19 protein-coding genes are annotated in these 17,599 nt (G+C 71.0%); 5 read left to right on the top strand and 14 right to left on the bottom strand.

Going from position 1 to position 17,599, the window contains the following annotated elements:
- Positions 1–93: 93 nt before the first annotated feature.
- From FG154_RS12705 to hemP, 10 genes are all read right to left on the bottom strand, one after another.
- Entirely contained in the window at positions 94–1,188 is a 1,095-nt protein-coding gene (locus tag FG154_RS12705; RefSeq protein ID WP_145108417.1) for a lipocalin-like domain-containing protein, read from the bottom strand.
- A complete protein-coding gene (locus tag FG154_RS12700; protein ID WP_145108414.1) occupies positions 1,178–3,565 on the bottom strand; it encodes an ABC transporter permease in 2,388 nt (795 codons plus the stop codon). The genes FG154_RS12705 and FG154_RS12700 overlap by 11 nt, the downstream gene beginning before the upstream one ends.
- Positions 3,562–4,251 (bottom strand): ABC transporter ATP-binding protein, encoded by a 690-nt coding sequence (locus tag FG154_RS12695; RefSeq protein WP_145108411.1) that lies wholly within the window; start codon positions 4,249–4,251, stop codon positions 3,562–3,564. The genes FG154_RS12700 and FG154_RS12695 overlap by 4 nt, the downstream gene beginning before the upstream one ends.
- A 103-nt stretch (positions 4,252–4,354) precedes the next feature.
- A complete protein-coding gene (locus tag FG154_RS12690; protein ID WP_145108408.1) occupies positions 4,355–5,413 on the bottom strand; it encodes a DUF1513 domain-containing protein in 1,059 nt (352 codons plus the stop codon).
- 1 nt (position 5,414) lies between these two features.
- Positions 5,415–6,410 carry an imelysin family protein gene (locus tag FG154_RS12685; RefSeq protein WP_246100260.1) on the bottom strand — a complete coding sequence of 332 codons (996 nt, stop codon included), beginning with the start codon at positions 6,408–6,410 and terminating at the stop codon, positions 5,415–5,417.
- On the bottom strand, positions 6,410–7,918 hold the full coding sequence (locus FG154_RS12680; RefSeq protein ID WP_145108405.1) for a di-heme oxidoreductase family protein: 1,509 nt from the start codon (positions 7,916–7,918) through the stop codon (positions 6,410–6,412). The genes FG154_RS12685 and FG154_RS12680 overlap by 1 nt, the downstream gene beginning before the upstream one ends.
- Positions 7,919–8,026: 108 nt before the next feature.
- Entirely contained in the window at positions 8,027–8,512 is a 486-nt protein-coding gene (bfr, locus tag FG154_RS12675) for a bacterioferritin (RefSeq protein ID WP_145108403.1), read from the bottom strand.
- Complete coding sequence (locus FG154_RS12670) at positions 8,502–8,756, bottom strand: (2Fe-2S)-binding protein (RefSeq protein ID WP_011909970.1); 255 nt, start codon at positions 8,754–8,756, stop codon at positions 8,502–8,504. The genes bfr and FG154_RS12670 overlap by 11 nt, the downstream gene beginning before the upstream one ends.
- A gap of 78 nt (positions 8,757–8,834) precedes the next feature.
- Positions 8,835–10,103 (bottom strand): imelysin family protein, encoded by a 1,269-nt coding sequence (locus FG154_RS12665; RefSeq protein ID WP_145108400.1) that lies wholly within the window; start codon positions 10,101–10,103, stop codon positions 8,835–8,837.
- Positions 10,104–10,156: 53 nt separating this feature from the next.
- Entirely contained in the window at positions 10,157–10,318 is a 162-nt protein-coding gene (hemP, locus tag FG154_RS12660; RefSeq protein ID WP_145108397.1) for a hemin uptake protein HemP, read from the bottom strand.
- Positions 10,319–10,710: 392 nt separating this feature from the next.
- On the opposite strand from hemP, the gene FG154_RS12650 reads away from it, so the two are divergent.
- Positions 10,711–11,340, top strand: a complete 630-nt coding sequence (locus tag FG154_RS12650) for a DUF533 domain-containing protein (RefSeq protein WP_425456849.1) — start codon at positions 10,711–10,713, stop codon at positions 11,338–11,340.
- 21 nt (positions 11,341–11,361) lie between these two features.
- Here FG154_RS12650 and bhcR read toward each other — a convergent pair whose 3' ends face one another.
- Complete coding sequence (gene bhcR, locus FG154_RS12645; protein WP_145108389.1) at positions 11,362–12,192, bottom strand: HTH-type transcriptional regulator BhcR; 831 nt, start codon at positions 12,190–12,192, stop codon at positions 11,362–11,364.
- Between the two features lie 282 nt (positions 12,193–12,474).
- Here bhcR and FG154_RS12640 point away from each other — a divergent pair, with 282 nt between their 5' ends.
- On the top strand, positions 12,475–12,855 hold the full coding sequence (locus tag FG154_RS12640) for a VOC family protein (protein WP_145108386.1): 381 nt from the start codon (positions 12,475–12,477) through the stop codon (positions 12,853–12,855).
- A gap of 116 nt (positions 12,856–12,971) precedes the next feature.
- Here the strand turns inward: FG154_RS12640 and FG154_RS12635 are convergent, their stop codons facing one another.
- From FG154_RS12635 to puuE, 3 genes are all read right to left on the bottom strand, one after another.
- Complete coding sequence (locus tag FG154_RS12635) at positions 12,972–13,466, bottom strand: ureidoglycolate lyase (RefSeq protein WP_145108384.1); 495 nt, start codon at positions 13,464–13,466, stop codon at positions 12,972–12,974.
- 98 nt (positions 13,467–13,564) lie between these two features.
- On the bottom strand, positions 13,565–14,401 hold the full coding sequence (locus FG154_RS12630; protein ID WP_145108381.1) for a bifunctional allantoicase/(S)-ureidoglycine aminohydrolase: 837 nt from the start codon (positions 14,399–14,401) through the stop codon (positions 13,565–13,567).
- On the bottom strand, positions 14,398–15,813 hold the full coding sequence (puuE, locus tag FG154_RS12625; protein WP_145108378.1) for an allantoinase PuuE: 1,416 nt from the start codon (positions 15,811–15,813) through the stop codon (positions 14,398–14,400). Before puuE ends, FG154_RS12630 begins: the two co-directional genes overlap by 4 nt.
- 179 nt (positions 15,814–15,992) lie before the next feature.
- Here puuE and uraH point away from each other — a divergent pair, with 179 nt between their 5' ends.
- The 3 genes from uraH (at position 15,993) to FG154_RS12610 (ending at position 17,474) form a co-directional block, all read left to right on the top strand.
- Entirely contained in the window at positions 15,993–16,346 is a 354-nt protein-coding gene (gene uraH / locus FG154_RS12620; protein ID WP_145108375.1) for a hydroxyisourate hydrolase, read from the top strand.
- A gap of 245 nt (positions 16,347–16,591) precedes the next feature.
- Positions 16,592–16,747: a light-harvesting protein gene (locus FG154_RS12615; protein ID WP_145108372.1), complete on the top strand. Its 156-nt coding sequence runs from the start codon at positions 16,592–16,594 to the stop codon at positions 16,745–16,747.
- 13 nt (positions 16,748–16,760) lie between these two features.
- Positions 16,761–17,474 carry a light-harvesting protein gene (locus tag FG154_RS12610; RefSeq protein WP_145108369.1) on the top strand — a complete coding sequence of 238 codons (714 nt, stop codon included), beginning with the start codon at positions 16,761–16,763 and terminating at the stop codon, positions 17,472–17,474.
- The last annotated feature ends 125 nt before the right edge of the window (positions 17,475–17,599 follow it).

Here is a 17,599-nt window from a genome sequence, read left to right as displayed (position 1 = left end):
GGCGTCTGCCCCCCTCGCCGCTGGCGCGGCTCACCCCCCGAGGATATTTGGGCAGAGTGAAAGCGACAGGGGGCGGCGGGGTGCGCGCCTCGGTCAGTAGCCGGTCATCTCGAGATAGCCGCGCCCGCTGTGGGAGCCCGAGATCGTGATCGGCCCCTCCCAGTAGGGGACGGAGGTTCCCATCCAGGCGGCGTCGTTCATCGCCTCGACCGTCACGTCGAGATCTCGGGCCGGCAGTTCCAGCCGCCAGTCCACCGGGATCTCGCGCCCGGCGACCTGAGCCACGCGCAGGGGCGTCACGCGGAGCGCGCCGGGCGGCATCGGCGCGGGGCGGCCGTCGGGCTCGATCCAGGTGGCGCTGGTGTAGCCCGCGCCGCTGTCGCGCAGGCGGAACCCCATGAGCCGCGCGCCGTCGTCGAACATGAGCGAGAACCAGTCCCAGCCGGTCTGGTCGGCCGCCAGCGGCTGCGAGGACCATTCGCGGTCGAGCCAGGCCTGGCCGGTGACGGCGATGGTCTCTCCGTCGATCTCGAGCTGGCCCTCGACCTCGTAGAAGGGCTGCGAATAATACCAGCTGGCCTGTCCGGCCGCGGACTTCACCGAATAGCCCTGTTCGCCCTGCGGGACGAGCGGGCCCTGCGCGGCAAGCCGCAGCGCGTAGCCGAAGTCCTGGCCCGCGGCCGAAAGCTCCAGCGCCGAGAGCGGATCGGCGCCGGGCGGGGCGGTGCCCGTCATGCGCCAGTCGTCGATCCAGGCCTCGAACGGCTCGGCCACCACGCCGGCCTGTCCGATCCCGCCGCGCCCGTATCGTTCGGCGGCGAAGTGCCGGTCGGGCGTGGTCAGGGCGGCGTGGCCCAGCCAGAGCTGCGGGCTGTCCCAGCCCGCGCCCTCGCGGGGGGCAAGGGCCGAGCGGAAGAGTGTCCACTGGATGCCGTAGTCGCGCCCGTCCTCGCCAGTCAGGACCGAGGTCAGATACCACCATTCGATCCGGTAGTCGGGGTGGGGGCCGTGATCGCGCGGGAAGGCGAGCGCCTCGCCCCGCTCCGGGACGGCGAAGCCCTCGGCCGTGGCGCCGAGCCCGGCGAAGCCCTGGGCCGCGGCGGGCAGGGCGCCCGGGAGCAGGAAGAGGCCCGTGAGCGCCGCGGCAAGGGCGAAGCGGCCGCGCGCGGCGTGGTGTCTAGCGTTCATTGGCAAAGACCCTCAGCAGGTCGGCGGGGCGGAGCCGGGCGAGACGGCGCACCGGCACGGCGGCGGCCAGCGCCGCGGCGCCGAGGGCCAGCGCGCCGAGCGTCAGCCAGTCGAGCGGGAAGACATGCATCGGCAGCCGCCAGCCGAAGGCCTGCACATTGACCACCGCCAGCAGCACCCAGGCGAGGGCGAGGCCGAGCGGCAGGGCCGCAACCAGCGTGCCGGAGGCCAGAAGCAGCGTGCGCAGCATCTCGAGCCGCGCGAGGCGCGCCTTGGTCAGGCCCATGGCCCAGACCGGGGCGAGTTGGGGCAACCGCATTCCCGAGAGCACCATGAGGCTTGCAAACATCGCCAGCCCCGCCACCCCCAGCGTGAGCACGTTGAGCGCGGCGGTCACGGCGAAGGTGCGCTCGAACACCTGAAGGGAAAAGCCCTTGAGGCTGGCCTGGTCGATCAGCGTCTCGTCGGGAAGGTCGAAGGCCGCGCGCATCTCCTCGGCCAGCGCCCCCGCCCGTGCGGGCGCCACGCGGATGCCGTAGCGCCGGCGCTCGGCCTCGGGGTGGAGCGCGAAGAACCGGTCGATCCCGAGGATCACCTGCGCCGAGGGGTTGCCGTAGTCGCTGTAGATGGCGGCGATCCGGCCCTCCCAGCCCGGCAGGCGGATCGGGTCGCCGGGGGCGAGCCGTTCGCGCCGCGCGAGCTGTTCGTTGACCAGCGCCCAGTCGCCGCCGGCCAGCCGGTCCCAGACGCCCGGAACCTCGGCCAGAAGCGGCCAGTTCTCGCGGTAGGTGGCGTGATCGGCCATGCCGTAGAGCTGGGCGGGCTGGCCCAGCACCTCGGTGTCCGCCCGGACGATCGGCAGGACGGCCTCGGCCCGCGGCTCGAGCCAGTCGGCGATCCTGTCCGCGGTCTCCTGGTCGGGGGCGCTGAGGTAGAGCTCGAAGGCGAGGCGCTGGTCGAGCCAGCCGGTGAAGGTCAGCCGGAAGCTCGAGACCATCGTGCCCACGCCGATGTTGGCCGCAAGCGCGAGCAGCAGCGCCATCAGCGCGAGCGACAGGCCCGGAAGCTGCTGGCGGGTGTCGGCCCAGAACCATTGGGCGATGGGCCCGCGCGCCGCACGCTGCGCCAGCCGCAGAAGGCCCGCCAGCAGCACCGGCAGCAGAAGCGCCGCGCCCAGAAGAAGGGCCGCCAGCAGCACGAAGGCCGCGACGACACCCCGGCCCCAGAGCAGCAGCCCCCCTGCTAGGATCAGCAGCCCGGCCGCCGCGGCCGCCTGCCGCAGGAGCGCGCGCTCGGAGGCGACGGCCCAGGCACGGGGCTGGGCGGGCGCCAGAAGCGGCAGATGCGCAACGCGCCAGAGGCTCTGGCTGGCCGAGACGAGCGTGCCAAGAAGCGCGATCCCGAGGCCCGCCGCGGCCCAGCCCGGACGGAAGGCCAGCGTCCCCGGCACCTCGGCGCCGTAAAGGCCGCGCAGCGTGGCCGCCACGTCGGGCAGCAGCAGCGCCGCCACCAGATAGCCGAGCGCGAGCCCCGCCACCCCGGCCAGCAGCGCAAACAGGACCAGCTCGGCCAGAAGCAGCCCCGTCAGCGTCCGCGCCGTCACGCCGAGCGCGCGCAGCGTGCGGAACATCGGTCGGCGCTGCTCGAAGGCGAGACCGATGGCGGAATGGACGATGAAGAGGCCGACGGCGAAGGACAGCAGCCCGAAGGCGGTCAGGTTCAGGTGGAAGCTGTCCGTGAGCCGCGCCACGTCGCTTTCGCTGTCGGGGGGCACGAGGCGCAGACCCTCGGGCAGCTCTCCGGGCCGGGGGGCGTCGGGGTCGAGGAGAAGGTGCGAGACCAGCCCCTCCATCCGCAGGAGCCGCTGGGCCTGACCGATGTCGATGAGCCCGGCGCCGGGCGGGATGCCTTCGGCTTTGCGCAGCGGCGGGAGATCGGCCCCCTCCATCCGGGCCAGCGTCTCGGGGGCGGCGAAGATCAGGCCGGGCGCGGTGAGGAAGGGCAGAAGCGCGTCGCCCTCGCCGAATTCGACCTGCTGGGCCGGGGCCGGAAGGGTCAGCGGGTCGATCCCGATGAGCCGGAGGCTGCGGCGCTCGTCGATGCGCAGCCGCCCCTCGATCACCGGCGAGACGCGCCAGCCCGCCCGGCGCAGGGCGACATAGGTCTCCTGCGGGATCGGCCCTTGGGCCGTGATGCGGGCCAGCCGGTCCTGCCCGAGCGTGGCCGCGGCCTCGGCGTAGCTGGCCCGTGCCTCGGCGTTGATGGCCTGAACCCCCGACCAGAGGGCGGTGGCGAGGGCGAGCCCCAGAAGCAGCATGGCCAGCTGAAGCGGACTGCGCCGCCAGTGCGAGAGCAGCGCCGCGAGCGCGACCCTCATGCTACCCGGCCCGCCGACAGCTGCAGCCGGCCGTGGAGCCGCCCCGCAAGCCGGGTGGAATGGGTGACCATCAGAAGCCCCGCTCCGGTCTGGCTGACGAGGCGCAGGAAGAGCGCCATCACCGCGTCGCCGGTCGCCTCGTCGAGATTGCCCGTCGGCTCGTCGGCCAGCACGAGGCGCGGCCGGGCTGCCAGCGTGCGGCCGATGGCCACCCGCTGCTGCTGTCCGCCCGAAAGCTGTTCGGGATAGCGGTGAAGGCAGGCCGTCAGACCGAGCGCATCGGCCAGCTCGGCCTGCCACTCGGGATCGTGCCGCCCTGCGAGTCGCGCCTGAAAGGCCAGGTTCGCGGCCACGTCGAGCGAGGGGATCAGGTTGAACTGCTGGAAGACGAGCCCCACGGTGCCGCGCCGCAGCCGGGCGCGCTCGGCGTCGCCGGCCTGCGAGATGTCGTGGCCGGCCACGACGATCCGGCCCTCATCCGCCGAATCGAGCCCGGCCGCGAGGTGAAGGAGCGTGCTCTTGCCGCTGCCGGACTCTCCCGTCAGCGCGAGGCTTTCCCCCGGCGCAAGGTTCATGTCCACGCCCGCGAGGACCTGAACCGGCCCCTCGCCCGTGGCGTAGCTTTTCCGCACTCCCTCGAGCGAGAGCAGTCTTTCCGAAGGATCGCTCACCAGCACCGTCCGCACCTTGTCCTCCGGCAGGCGCCGGAGGTTGGCCCAGAGCTAGCATGGTGCGCGCCGGGTGCCAGAGGGGCAATCGTCACGAGATGGTGGCCCCGCGCGCCGCGGATCAGATCCGCACGAGATGGTTGTCCCAGGCGGCCGCGGCCCGCGCGAGAGGGGCGAAGCCCTCGCGGGTCAGGCGGGTGACGGCGCCGCCGCCGTCGGTCACGACAAATCCGCCCGCGACAGGCGCCACGCCACAGGCGTCGGGGCGGGCGTGGCTCGCAACCGGCTCGCCCTCGGCGGTGAAGAGCTGGACGACCCCGCCGCGCGGCGAGGTGAGGGCGATGAGCCCCCCGGACCGGGCGATCGAGCCGGCATATCCGCGCATCGCGAAGAGATCCTCCTCGCGCGGGGGGCAGAGGCGCAGCGCCCCGCCGCGCCGATGCAGGCCCAGCAGCGGCACGGGTTCGGCGGGGTCGCCCTCCCACTGCATCGCGAACGCCACCGTTCCGTCCCCGGCCAGCGCCAGATGGCGGATCGAGTTCTGATGCAGCTCGTCGGGCAGTTCGGCCTGTTCGATCAGCGCGCCCTCGGGCGAGAGGTAGGAGAGGTTCGGCCGCATCGTCTCGAGGTTGAGCTGCGAGCGGTCCTGCGGGTCGGTTTGGATGCCGCCATTGGCCACGACCAGCACCTCCGAGCCGGGCAGGCGGCGCAGCTCGTGCGGGCCCACGCCGCCCGAGGGGAACTCGCCCAGCCGGTGCCAGCCTGCCGTGTCCCAGAGGCCCACGATGCCTGCGGAACTCTCGGCCACCACCTCCGATGTGTAGAGGATCGCGCCATCGGCGGAATAGGCGCCGTGCCCGTTGAACTGCCGACCCTCGGGCGGGGTGAGGCGGGCGCGGAGCGTGCCGCTCGCGCAGGCGATGACCAGCGCGTAGGTGCCGGGCCGTCGGGCGAAGGCCACGGCCTCGGCGCGGGTCGGATGGGCGGCGGCGGCATGGCCGCGCGCGGGCAGGGGGATGGTGAAGACCGGCGCGCCGGCCTCGGTCAGGCCGAAGAGCGCGAAGGCGCCCGAGGGCAGGCGGGCGGCGGACAGGGAGGAGGGGCTGCCCGCGTCGGCCCAGCTCGGGCGGGGCATGGTCGAGGCGATGAGGCCCGCAAGGACATGGCGGCGGGTGGCCATGTCAGTCCCCGTCGGCGGCGTTGAAGCCCACGCTGACCCCGAGCGCGCCGCCCACCTCGGCCGCAGCCGCGTCGCGCAGCGCGTGCAGCTGCTGCTGGAGGATCTCGATCCGCAGCCTGCGGGAGGGATCGGCGGCGCCCTCGAACCGCGGATCATCGAGGGCCGCGGCCTGGCTTCGGGCGCGCTCGAAGCCCTCGCGGGTGCGCGGGCTGTCCGGGGCCAACGCCAGCGCCAGCCGTTCCAAGGCGGCCAGCGACAGTTCGACATTGCGCTGGCTGCGGCCCGAGAGGAGCGCCTCGGCCCGTTCCGGGCGCGGGCGATCAAAGGTGCCGAGCGGTCGGCCGAGCCGCTGGTCGGCCGTGAACCCGAGCCCCGTCATCAGCTGGGTGAAGAGCGCCTGCCGCGCCTCGGCCTCGGTCAGGAAGCGGTCGTTGCCGGGCGCGCCGGCCGAGAGCATCAGGGGCGCGAAGCTCTCGCGCCAGTCGGTCTCCAGCTCGGCCGCCATGCGGGCAAGATCGGCCGTCGTGGCGCGCGTGAGGGCGCAGGCCGCGTCCGAGGGGGCCGGATCGTAGAGCAACCGCTCGAGCGCGAAGAGCCCGCGCGCCGCGACCGAGACTTCGGCAAAACGTTCGGGTTCGAGAAGGGCCGGGTCGGCCGCCTCCAGAAGCCGGGCCTGCGTGCGCGCGCCGCTGCCCTTGGGGTCGGGCCAGAAGGCAATGGCGAGCGCGCGTCCGTCGGTCTCGGCCGGGCCGAGCCGCAGGTGCGAGATGCCCATCCAGGCGTCGAACGCCGCGTTCCAGGCCGGGCGCAGGGTCTCGGGGCGGCAGTCCGCCCGGGCGGCCCTGTCCAGCGCCGCGGCGGCGGCGGTGAAGGCCGCGTGGCCGGGCAGGACCGTCTCGGACAGCGCCTCGGGCAGACCGGCGCGCACGCCCGAGCCGAGGAAGGGCAGGGCAAGGAGGGCCAGGGCCGCGATGGACGTCCGCCACGGGTGCCGCATCAGAGATCCTCCACGAAGGCGACGAGGGCCGCACGGTCGGGCGCGGGCAGGGCCATGACGCGCGCGCGGGCGGCCTCGGCTTCGCCGCCGTGCCAGAGGATCGCCTCGAGGATGGTCCGCGCGCGGCCGTCGTGCAGGAAGTTGGCGTGGCCGCTCACCTGCTCGGTCAGGCCGATGCCCCAGAGCGGCGCGGTGCGCCACTCGCACCCCGTGGCCCGGCCCTCGGGGCGGCCGTCCGCCAGCCCCTCGCCCATGTCGTGCAGCAGCAGGTCGGTGTAGGGCCAGATCAGCTGGAAGCTCTGCTCGGGCTGGTCCTTGAGCCGGTGGGTCACGAACTTGGGCACATGGCAGGCGGGGCAGCCCGCCTCGTGGAAGAACTGCTTGCCGCGCAGAACCTGCGGATCGTCCACCCGGCGCCTCTCGGGCACGGCGAGGTTGCGGGCGTAGAACGTCGTCAGTTCGAGCCCCTGCCGGTCGATCTCGAGATCGTCGCGCTTGCCCGGCTCGATCCCGTGGACCGCGGCGCGGCAGGCGGTCTGGGCCTCGGTGCATTCGCCCCAGGGCTCGGGGAAGAGGGCGTTCGCGATGCCCATGTCGCCCGCGAAGGCCGAAGCGGATTGCTGCAGCACCGTGGGCGTCCCCGCCTTGAGGCCGAACCGGCCGATCATCGGCGCATCCGCTTCGGCCGACCAGGTGATGCTGGGCCGGCCCGAGATGCCGTTGCCGTCGCGATCCTCAGGGTCGGCGTGGGCCAGGATGTCGGCGGCCGGAATGGCCTCGAGCAGCCCCAGCCCGATCATCTGCGGCGTGACGCGGGGCGAGAGCATCACATCCCCTGCCATTGGCCCGTAGTTCAGATCCTCGACCGAGTAGCCGGGCTTGCGCAGCGTCACCACCGTCCCGTCATCGAGCGTGACGGGCAGCTCCTGCCAGTCGATCCGCATCCGGCCCTCGGGTGCCAGACCGGGGGCGGCGAAGTCCTGAAGCTGCCCGCCATAGGTGGGTTCGGCGCTGGTGGCGATCCACTCCTCGATGCCCTCGGGCGAGGGGCCTCCGGGGACGGAAAGGCGCAGGAACATCGAGACCGCCTCATCCTCGGGCCCCTCGGGCACATGGCCGCGGCCGTCCTTGAGGTGGCAGTTCTGGCAGCCGCGGGCGTTGTAGAGCGGGCCAAGCCCGTCCGAGGCCTGCGTCGAGGAGGGGGCCGCCACCCACAGCTTGCGGAACAGCCCGTTGCCGAGCTTGAAATCCATCTCGCGCTCGAACGGCATGTTGCCCGAGGATTGCGAGAAGGCGTCGGCCGTGTCGCGGGCCCGCACGCTGGCCGCGCCGCCGGGAAGCGCCTCGAAGGGCTCGGGCCTCGAGAAATCGGCGGGTGGCGCGAGCACGGCCGCGATCCGGGCAGTCTCGGCGGCCGTGCGGGGCAGGATGGTCAGGTTCGGCGGATCCAGCGGTTCGGCCGCGGCGGGAAAGGCGACAAGCACCAGCAGGACAGGCAGACGGGACATGAGGCGGGTTCCTTTCCCCGCCTGTCTCGCCGCATTTCCTGAGTCTTTCAATCGAAAATGTCTGACGTGCACAACGGCCGCAGCGAGGGCCCGTGCCGCGCGCCCGCCTCAGTCGGCCTTGTCGGCGGATCTCGCGTTCAGAAGCCCGTAGTTCTGTTCGCCGATCGTGCCCATCAGGTCGAGCTGGGTCTCGAGATAGTCGATATGGCCCTCTTCATCGGCCAGAAGTTCCTCGAACAGATTCTTGGTGACGTAGTCGCCCACCTTCTCGCAGTGGTCGCGCGCCTCGCGGTAGAGGTTGCGGGCGTCATGCTCGGCCGCGAGGTCGGCGTCGAGGGTCTCGCGCAGGTTCTGGCCGATGCGCAGCGGGTCGAGCCGCTGGAGGTTCGGGTGGCCCTCGAGGAAAATGATCCGCTCGATCAGCTTGTCGGCGTGGTGCATCTCTTCGATGCTCTCGGAGCGCGACTTCGAGGCGATGCCGCCAAAGCCCCAGTCTTCCTGCAGCCGGTAATGCAGCCAGTACTGGCTGACGGCGGTGAGTTCCGAGCGGAGGGCTGCGTTCAGATAATCAATGACTTTTGCGTCACCCTGCATTCCCGTTCATTCCTGCGTTTGTGGCGCGACGGAGGTCGCGCAGGTTCACTGGCACCTCAAAACTGTCGCACTTCCGCATCGTGTCAAGAAAATGGGGCATGCAGCCGCCGCAGTCGGCCCGCTTGCCGAGGGCGCGGTAGATCTTGCCGGGCGTGACGATGGTCTCGGGGTCCGAGGCCCGCATCCAGTCGATGGCCGAGCGGATATCCTTGTCGGTGATGCCCATGCAGTGGCAGACGATCATCATTCTCTCCCGGCAGGTCTGGGTGCCGATTTAGCCGGGGCGCGTGGCGGTGACGTTGCGCCCTGGCAAGGTCAGGGGTTACTGGAAGACGGCTTTCGGATCATCGAGGCTGTCCGAGCCCTCGAACTCGATCTTCGCGAGCCCGAGCGCGGTGGTGGCCCGTTCGATCGAGGCGGTCTGGGTGACCAGCGCATCGACGGCGCCCATGATCAGCTCTTCGCCCCGCTTGTTGCCGGGCGCGAGCATCTGGTCGTAGGCCATGCCCTCTGCGGCGGCTGTCCGCAGCGCGTCGAGCCGCTCGAGTGTGGTGTCGAGCTGGCCCCGGAGCACCTCGTCCAGTCCGCTTTCGGCCTCGGCCACGAGGTCCGAGAGCGACGGGCCCTCGACCCGGCTTCCGTCCACGCGCTCATAGCGGCCGAGATAGACGTTCCGAATGCCGAGCCCGTCGTAGTAGTGGCTGTTGTGGGTGTTGTCCGAGAAGCAGTCATGCTCCTCCTCGGGGTCGTTGAGCATCAGGCCGAGCTTCATCCGCTCGCCCGCCTGCTCGCCGTAGGAGAGGCTGCCCATGCCGGTCAGCATCGCCTGAAGCCCGGCCGCGGGATCGGCGCTTACCGCCTCGCGCGCGGCGCCGCCCTCGGACCATTGCGCCACCATATATTCGAGGTCGCTGACCAGAAGGTCCGTCGCGGCCAGCAGATAGGCGCCCCGCCGGTCGCAGTTCCCCCCCGTGCAGGCCCCGCCCGAGGCGTAATCGGTGTAGGGCCGGTTGCCGGCGCCCGCCTCGGTCCCGTTCAGATCCTGCCCCCAGAGCAGGAACTCGATCGCGTGGTAGCCCGAGGCCACGTTCGCCTCGATCCCGTCCGCCTCGTGCAGCGTCCCGGAGATCAGCGCGGGGGTGATCTCGGTCGCATCCACCTCGGTCCCCGACAGGGTGAAGGTCGGCGTCGCGATCACGTTCAGCGTGGCGAGGTCGTTCTCCTCGGTCGCGCCGCCGTAGGTCGGGTCCACATAGTCGATCAGCCCCTCGTCGAGCGGCCAGGCGTTCACCTTGCCTTCCCAGTCGTCCACGATCGGGTTGCCGAAACGGAAGGCCTCGGACTGCTGGTAGGGCACGCGGGCGGCGATCCATGCCGTGCGCGCGGCGGCCAGCGTCTGTTCCGAGGGCTGGGCCACGAGCGCCTTCACCGCCATCTGCAGGTCCCGCGCGGTGGCAAGGCTGTCGCTGTAGGTGGCTTCGGCGATGTCCGCGTAGGTCGCGACCACCTCGGCCCGCTCCACCGCGAGGGCGGGAAGCGGCAGGAGCGCGCAGGGCGCGGTGGCGGCGAGGGCGAGAAGGCGAGATTTCATGGCTGCTCTCTGGCTGGAGGGGGCGGGAGGCGGGGCCGTCCCGCGCCCGGACGTCACTTGGTCAGAATCAGTTTGCCGGCGCGGGTGATGCGGAGGCAGTAGATCTGCCCGTCGAGGAGGATGCGGGCCTGGGTTCCGCCGTCGGTCAGCGCGCGAGCGTCGTGAACCGGAATCCCGGCCTCGATCAGCTCCTTCGGATCGGTCATCGCGTTCATGCCAGGCGCTCCATGCGGTCGAAAAGCGAAGTGAGGGTGGAGCCGGCCGGCAGGAAACCCTCCAGCGCCTGGCGAAGCAGTTCGTTGAAACCCGGTTCGGGCAGCGGTCGCATCATGGAACCTCCGTATCTGGGTGAAGGACTCCGGGCTGACCCTACTGGGCTGGCTTGGATATTGAGGAAAGGTGACTGAATTACTCGGTCATGTAAAGGCTGATTCTTTCGCTCGGAATAACTCCGTCCGCGACAAAGTGAACCCTGTCGGCTTGCCGCCACATCTCACCGTCCGGCGGATTGCGGCGCGGGGATGGCTTTCCCATATCGCCCTCAGAAGCCAGCAGGAGGGAGCCGGAGATGAAGGACGCCGGATTTCTGCAGAACCGTGAGAGCGGGATGCCGATGGTGAGGGGCCGTGTTCCCGCCTTCCCCGAAGCAGCTTCCGAGGGCTGTTGCGGTGACGGCGGGTTGGCCGATCTGATCGCGGGGTTCCTCCTCGGCGATCCTGCGCGCTGCTCTGTGGCCGGGGCCGCCGCGCGCAAGGGAATCGTGTCTCTGTCCTGCATGCTGGCGGGACATGCCTGGGCCGACTGGCAGGACGGCGGGGGGGCGCCTTCCGGCGGATCTGCGGGCGTGGAGGACGGCGGCGGATCGGCCGAGGGGCTGTGCGAACGGCTGTTGCAGGCCATGGTGGCGGCGGCCAAGGCGGGCGGGCGCGTCAGCCGCGAGGAGCGCAGGTTCATCCATCGGCGGCTGCGCGAGCTGGATCTGGAATGCGAGGCGCAGGCGCTGATCGCGGCCGAACTCGAGGCGCCGCTGGATGCGCGGCGGATCGCCCGTCTTGCCCGCAGCGCCGAAGAGGCGGCGAGCATCTACGCGGCCTCGCTGCTCGCGGCGGGCCGCGGTGGCGGCGAAGGCAACGTCTATCTGGCCGATCTGGCGGGCATGCTGCCGCTGGACGCGGCGCTGATCGCCCACCTGCAGCGGCGGGTTGCCAGCGCCGGGTCATTCGCGCTTCGTGAATGACGGGCCGGACGGGCCCGCCGTTCAGCCCGGCACGCCGCCCGTGGCCCCCGTCACCTCGTCGGCGGCATCCTTGACCAGCGCGCCGAAGCGGTTGCTGTCGGACAGGCTGACGCGGAAGGCGGGGCCTGCGAGCGAGATGGCGGCCACCGGCTCGCCCAGGCTGTTGAAGACGGGCGCTGCGACGGCGCGGATGCCCTCGGCGCTTTCCTGATCGTCCACCGCATAGCCGCGGTCGCGCGTGCGCGACAGGTCACGCATCAGGGTCGAGGCCGAGGTGATGGTGAGCGAGGTGAACTTGCCCAGCCCCTCGCGCTCGAGGATCGCCTGGACCCGCTCTTCGGGATACCAGGCCAGCAGCGCCTTGCCGACGGCGGTCGCGTGCATCGGCCCCGACGAGCCTTCGGGGAAGAAGGCCCGGATCGCCTGCCGCGTCTCGACCTGCGACAGGTGCATCACCCGGCCGTCGGCCTCGATGCCCAGGGCCGCCGTCTCGCCCGAGGCCCGCATCAGGCGCTCCATCGGCAGGCGGGCCCGCTCGACGAACTTCGCGCGCCGCAGGAAGGCCGAGCCGATGCGGAAGGCGCCGCCGCCGATGTGCCAGATCTGGCCCTGCTCCTCCATCTCGATCATCTGGTGGGCCTGAAGCGTGACCAGGGCGCGATAGACGGTGGCCGCGGCCTCGCCGCTTTCGGCGGCAAGTTCCGACAGCGTCATGCCCTCGGACTGGCTGAGCAGCCGCAGCATCGCCAGCGCCCGGTCGAGCGACTGGACGGTGTTCTGTTCGGTCTTGTCCTCGACCGCCTTGGGCCGTCCTCGGGCGCGGCGGGTGGTGGCGGGGCTCGTCTGGACCATGTTCGGCGCCTCCGTCTGCTGGATCACGCAAAAAAGCGTTCCGTCACATGAAAAATGCTGCAGCTGCACTTTGCAAGCGCGAATGCGCCCCGGGCGGCATCTGGAGCGCGTTCGCGCCGAACGGATCGCGCAGGAAGGCTGGCCTGCGCGATGCGTGGGCAGGGAAAATGTTCTTGATGCAAGATGAAGCCTTCCGAATTACACTTTTCGGGCGACTCCACGGAACCGGAACAGGAACCGGAAGTTGTAGATGGCGAGTCATCTCATCTGGGGGGAGGCAAGATGATCGACCAATGTTCCTTGCATGTAACCGATCTGGAGCGGTCCCGCTCCTTCTATGACGCGGCACTGGGCCGGCTCGGCATTCCGACGGGCCGTCCCGAGCGCAGCGGCGTCCACTGGGCCGGCGAGGGGTGCGAAGCCTTCTCGATCAATGCCGTCCGGCCCGGACGCAACAGCCGGCAGGTGCGCGAGGCGCATCTGGCCTTCGTGGCGCGTTCCCGCCCGGCCGTGGATGCCTTCCACGCTGCGGCGCTGCGTGCGGGGGGGCGGAACGACCGGGAGCCGGGCTTCCGGCCCGAGTATCATCCGAACTATTATGCGGCTCTGGTGCTCGATCCCGATGGCCACAGGATCGAGGCGGTCTGCCACGTTCCCGACTGAAGCCGAGGCGCCTGGGGTCAGGCGCCTCTTTCGTTCGCGGCGCAGGGAGATCCGCGCCGCGTCCTTCGCCCGGGGCCCTTGCGGGGACGGGCGATCGCGGCGCAGCGGCCCGCCCGTCAGCGATCGGCAATCATCCAGGGCTCTTCGAACCAGTGTTCCTCCAGATTGTCGCCCGGCCCGATCCGGTCGAGGACGGCAAAGAGACCCGGTTCGGCAAGCGGCGTGAGGACGCCGTGCCATGTCCCGCGGTGCAGGTTGATGCCCTGGCCGGGGGCGGTGAGGAAGGCCCGGGGCGTGCCGGGCACGCCGTGCGCATCCGGGGCCACGATCACGAGAAACGGGTGCTCGGTCATCGGCAGGAAAGCCTGCGAGCCCTCGGGGTGACGCTCGACCATGTCGAGCCGGTAGGGCAGCCGGCGCGGCTCGGCCCGGAAGACCGAGAGGCCGGCCCGTCCCGAAGCGCCGAAGTCGAGGCGGGCGCGGTCATGCCAGCGGCCGCAGAGGCCCTGGTTGATGAGCCGGTCCGGCGGGCCCTCGGCGGCGAGGAGATCGCCGTAGGGGGCGAAGGCTTCGGCCGTCAGGGGTTCGGGGCGGATCGGGTGGCGGGACATGGAGGCTCCGGCTGGAGGGGAAGGCGGGGGGCTGTCTGCCCCCCGGCCCGGCTGCGCCGGGCTCCCCCCGAGGATATTTGAACGAGAATGAAGGAGGCTCAGCGCCCGAAGGCGCCCGGGCCGCGCAGTTTCGCGTGGCGGTTCACGTCCTTGTAGAGAAGGTAGCGGAAGGGGCCGGGGCCCGCCGCGTAGCAGGCCTGCGGGCAGTAGGCGCGCAGCCACATGAAGTCGCCCGCCTCGACCTCGACCCAGTCGCGGTTGAGCTTGTAGACCGCCTTGCCCTCGAGGACGTAGAGGCCATGCTCCATCACATGGGTTTCCTCGAAGGGGATGAGGCCGCCCGGCTGGAAGGTGACGATGTTCACATGCATGTCGTGGGCCAGATCGGCGGGATCGACGAAGCGCGTGGTGGCCCAGCGGCCCCCGGTGTCGGGCATGGGGCGCGGGGCGATCTCGCGCTCGTTGGTGACGAAGGCCGCGGGCGCGGCCACGCCGGCGGCGGGTTCGTAGAGCTTGCGGATCCAGTGGAAGCGCGCCGGCTCGTGGCTGCCGTTGTGCAGCCGCCAGCGGCAGCCGGCGGGGATGTAGGCGTAGCCGCCCGGCCCCAGCTCGTGCTCCTGCCCGTCGAGCGAGAGCCAGATCTCGCCGTGGGTGACGAAGAGGACCGACTGGGCCCCGGCCTCGGGGTCGGGCGCGTCCGAGCCGCCGCCGGGGGCGACCTCCATCACATATTGCGAGAAGGTCTCGGAGAAGCCGGTCATGGGCCGTGCGATCAACCAGAGCCTCGTGTGGGTCCAGCCGGGCAGGGCGCTGGTGACGATGTCGGAGAAGACGCCGCGCGGGATGAAGGCGTAGGCCTCGGTGAAGACGGCCCGCCCGGTCATGAGCTGGGTCTGGGGCGGCAGGCCGCCGGTGGGAGCGTGGTAGGAGGTCATTTCAGCATGTCCTGGAGCCGGAGTTCGGCGATGCGTTCCACCTGCCGGCAGGCGGTGGAAAATTCGGTGGCGCTGTCGTTGGCGAGGCGGGTCTGGAAGGCGGCGAGGATGCCCGCCTTGTCGTGGTCGCGCACCGCGATGATGAAGGGGAAGCCATGCCGGGCGACATAGTCGCCGTTGAGAGCGGTGAAGCGGGCCCGCTCGTCATCCGTCAGCGCGTCGAGGCCCGCGCCTTGCTGTTCGGCGGCCGAGGCGGCCGTCAGCCGCCGCGCCTGGGAAAGCTTGCCGGCGAGATCGGGGTGGGCCTTGAGCACGTCGAGCCTTTCGGCGGGGGTGGCTGAGCGGAAGGCGCGCGTGAGCGCGTTGGCCAGGCCCGCGGCGCTGTCATGGGCGGGCCCGAGTTCCAGTTCGAAGGCGCGCTCGGCGACCCAGGGGGAATGTTCGTAGATCTCGCCGAAGCGGGCGACGAAGCTCTCGCGGTCCATCCGCGAGGGGCGGGGGCGGCGGCGGTGGGGATGAGTCTCGTGCCAGTGGCGGGCGATGTCGTCGCGGCGCGGGAACCAGACGCCGTCATGCCCGCGGGCGTAGTCCAGGAACCGCTTGAGCCCCGCGATCTTGCCGGGCCGCCCGATCAGCCGGCAATGGAGGCCGATCGAGAACATCTTCGCCTGACCCGCGCAGCCCTCGGCGTAGAGCGTGTCGAAGCTGTCGCGCAGGTAGGTGAAGAACTGCTCGCCCTCGATGTAGCCGGGGGCGGTGGCGAAGCGCATGTCGTTGGCCTCGAGCGTGTAGGGGATCACCAGCTGGTCGCGCTCGCCCGCCTCGAGCCAGTAGGGCAGGTCGTCGTCGTAGGTGTCCGAGATCCAGTCGAAGCCGCCCTCTTCGGCGGTGAGCCGCACCGTGTTGATCGAGCAGCGCCCCGTGTACCAGCCGCGCGGACGCTCTCCCACCACCTCGGTGTGCAGGCGGATCGCCTCGGCGATCTGGCGCCGCTCTTCCTCCTCGGGCATGTCGCGGTGCTCGACCCATTTCAGCCCGTGCGAGGCGATCTCCCAGCCCGCGGCCTTCATCGCCGCCACCTGCTCGGGCGAGCGGGCGAGGGCGGTGGCCACGCCATAGACCGTCACGGGGATGTTCAGGCCGGTGAAGAGCCGGTGCAGCCGCCAGAAGCCCGCGCGCGCGCCATAGTCGTAGATCGATTCCATGTTCCAGTGGCGCTGGCCCGGCCAGGGCTGCGCGCCGGCGATGTCCGACAGGAAGGCTTCCGACTGCGCGTCGCCGTGCAGGAGGCAGTTCTCGCCGCCCTCCTCGTAGTTCAGCACGATCGAGACGGCGATCCGGGCGCCGCCGGGCCAGGCCGCATCGGGCGGATTGGGGCCATGGCCGCGCATGTCTCGGGGATATCGGTTCATCGGACGCTCCTTGTTCCCGCAGCGCGGGGCCCGCGCAGGAAAGCGGGAAGCGGAGGCGCCTGCAAGTGCCTGCGCACGATCGTGCGGTCGTTCGGCGGGCCTTCGTCGCGCGCCGCCTCATCTGGCGGTCGCATCCGGCGGCGAAAGGCGGCACTCTGCCCCGGACAATGGAGGATCCGATGGGACGACTGACGACACATGTGCTGGACACCGCGACAGGCCGCCCGGCCGCTGGCGTGAGGATCACGCTCTACCGGCTGTCCGGCGCGGACCGGGAGAGGATCGGAGGCGCGGCGACGAACGCGGATGGCCGCACCGAGGGGCCGCTGCTCGAGGGCGCGGCCCTGGCGGAGGGCGGCTACGAGCTGGTCTTTGCGGCCGGAGACTACCTGCGGGCCACGGGGCAGGCGGGAGCCGGCGTGCTCTTCCTTGACGAGATCCCGATCCGCTTCGGCATTTCGGACGCCACGGGCCATTATCATGTGCCTCTCCTGCTCTCGCCCTACGGCTATTCCACCTATCGCGGCAGTTGATCCCCGGCGCCTCCGGCTGCCCTTCCAGCGGCTGTCCGGCAATAAGTCGCACCTTCCGAGGGGGGTGTCCGATCAGGTTGACATTGCGCATGTAAGGGAATCGTTACAGGGTCGTGGTGTTGAGAAATCGGTAAGGGCACCGGGCGGCAAGTGGCGTACACCCGAGCCAGCGGGATCTGCCGTTTTCGAAAGCCAGCGTGCAGGCCCTACACGCATCGAGGAAGACATATTCGGGAGAGTACCAAGTGACCGATGATCCGAAAAAGGTCTGGCCGAGCGGCCTGACGGTTGCCGAAGCGGAAGAGGTGCACACGCAGCTCATCCTTGGCACCCGCGTGTTCGGCGGCATGGCCCTGATCGCGCATTTCCTGGCGGCGGCGGCGACGCCGTGGCTCGGCTGAGGGAGAAGTAAAGATGAACAACGCGAAGATGTGGCTGACGGTCAACCCGAACCTCGGCATTCCGCTGCTGCTGGGTTCCGTCGCTCTCGGTTCGGTGGCCGTTCACGCGGCCGTCCTGACCACGACCCCGTGGATCGCCGACTACTACCAGGGCTCGGCGCCGCGCCCGGTCGTGGCGGTCCCGGCTGAAGAGGCCGTCGCTGTCGAGGAAGTGGCCGCCGTCGAGGAAGCGGCCGCTCCGGTCGAGGAAGCGGCTCCGGTCGAGGAAGCTGCCGTCGAGGAGGCCGCTCCGGCCGAGGCTGCTCTGGTCGAGGAAGCCGCCGCTCCGGCCGAAGAGGTTGCTCCGGTCGAGGAAGCTGCCGCGGAAGAAGCCGCTCCGGCGGCCGAGGCTGCGCCGGTAGAGGAAGCCGCGGCCCCGGCCGGAGAGGCGGCTCCGGTCGAGGAAGCCGTCGTGGCGGAAGAGGCGGCCCCTGCCGCCGAGCCGGTTGCGGAAGCCGCTGCCGCGCCCGCCGAGGAAGCGGCTCCGGTGGCCGAAGTGGCCGCAGCTCCGGCAGCCATGTCGCTGGTGGACATCGCCGCCAAGCTGAACGCGCTGGGCTATTCGGTCGAGTCGGTCTCGAAGACCGAAGGCGGCTATGTCGTCAACATGACCGACGCCAACGGCATGCCGGTTGCGGCGACCCTGGACCCGGTGACCGGGCTGCCGGTCGTTCCGGCCGCGCAGTAAGCGCCTCCGCACGGACTGGAAGAGGCCGCCCGAGAGGGGCGGCCTTTTTCATTTGCGCTGTGACAGGGTCCGCCCCCGCGGGCTGATCCGGTATACCTTGGCATACCGGGCTTTTCTCCAGCGGG

Origin of the sequence: Cereibacter sediminicola, assembly GCF_007668225.1 — a bacterium.
In the GTDB taxonomy this organism is placed as follows: Bacteria; Pseudomonadota; Alphaproteobacteria; order Rhodobacterales; family Rhodobacteraceae; genus Cereibacter_A; species Cereibacter_A azotoformans.
This window is presented reverse-complemented; position numbering and strand designations above follow the sequence as displayed.

Coding starts and splice junctions, on each gene's coding strand:
- FG154_RS12705 (WP_145108417.1), bottom strand. CDS start 1,188: ATGAACGCTAGACACCACGCCGCGCGCGGCCGCTTCGCCCTTGCCGCG.
- FG154_RS12700 (WP_145108414.1), bottom strand. CDS start 3,565: ATGAGGGTCGCGCTCGCGGCGCTGCTCTCGCACTGGCGGCGCAGTCCG.
- FG154_RS12690 (WP_145108408.1), bottom strand. CDS start 5,413: ATGGCCACCCGCCGCCATGTCCTTGCGGGCCTCATCGCCTCGACCATG.
- FG154_RS12685 (WP_246100260.1), bottom strand. CDS start 6,410: ATGCGGCACCCGTGGCGGACGTCCATCGCGGCCCTGGCCCTCCTTGCC.
- FG154_RS12680 (WP_145108405.1), bottom strand. CDS start 7,918: ATGTCCCGTCTGCCTGTCCTGCTGGTGCTTGTCGCCTTTCCCGCCGCG.
- bfr (WP_145108403.1), bottom strand. CDS start 8,512: ATGCAGGGTGACGCAAAAGTCATTGATTATCTGAACGCAGCCCTCCGC.
- FG154_RS12670 (WP_011909970.1), bottom strand. CDS start 8,756: ATGATCGTCTGCCACTGCATGGGCATCACCGACAAGGATATCCGCTCG.
- FG154_RS12665 (WP_145108400.1), bottom strand. CDS start 10,103: ATGAAATCTCGCCTTCTCGCCCTCGCCGCCACCGCGCCCTGCGCGCTC.
- hemP (WP_145108397.1), bottom strand. CDS start 10,318: ATGAACGCGATGACCGATCCGAAGGAGCTGATCGAGGCCGGGATTCCG.
- FG154_RS12650 (WP_425456849.1), top strand. CDS start 10,711: ATGCCGATGGTGAGGGGCCGTGTTCCCGCCTTCCCCGAAGCAGCTTCC.
- bhcR (WP_145108389.1), bottom strand. CDS start 12,192: ATGGTCCAGACGAGCCCCGCCACCACCCGCCGCGCCCGAGGACGGCCC.
- FG154_RS12640 (WP_145108386.1), top strand. CDS start 12,475: ATGATCGACCAATGTTCCTTGCATGTAACCGATCTGGAGCGGTCCCGC.
- FG154_RS12635 (WP_145108384.1), bottom strand. CDS start 13,466: ATGTCCCGCCACCCGATCCGCCCCGAACCCCTGACGGCCGAAGCCTTC.
- FG154_RS12630 (WP_145108381.1), bottom strand. CDS start 14,401: ATGACCTCCTACCACGCTCCCACCGGCGGCCTGCCGCCCCAGACCCAG.
- puuE (WP_145108378.1), bottom strand. CDS start 15,813: ATGAACCGATATCCCCGAGACATGCGCGGCCATGGCCCCAATCCGCCC.
- uraH (WP_145108375.1), top strand. CDS start 15,993: ATGGGACGACTGACGACACATGTGCTGGACACCGCGACAGGCCGCCCG.
- FG154_RS12610 (WP_145108369.1), top strand. CDS start 16,761: ATGAACAACGCGAAGATGTGGCTGACGGTCAACCCGAACCTCGGCATT.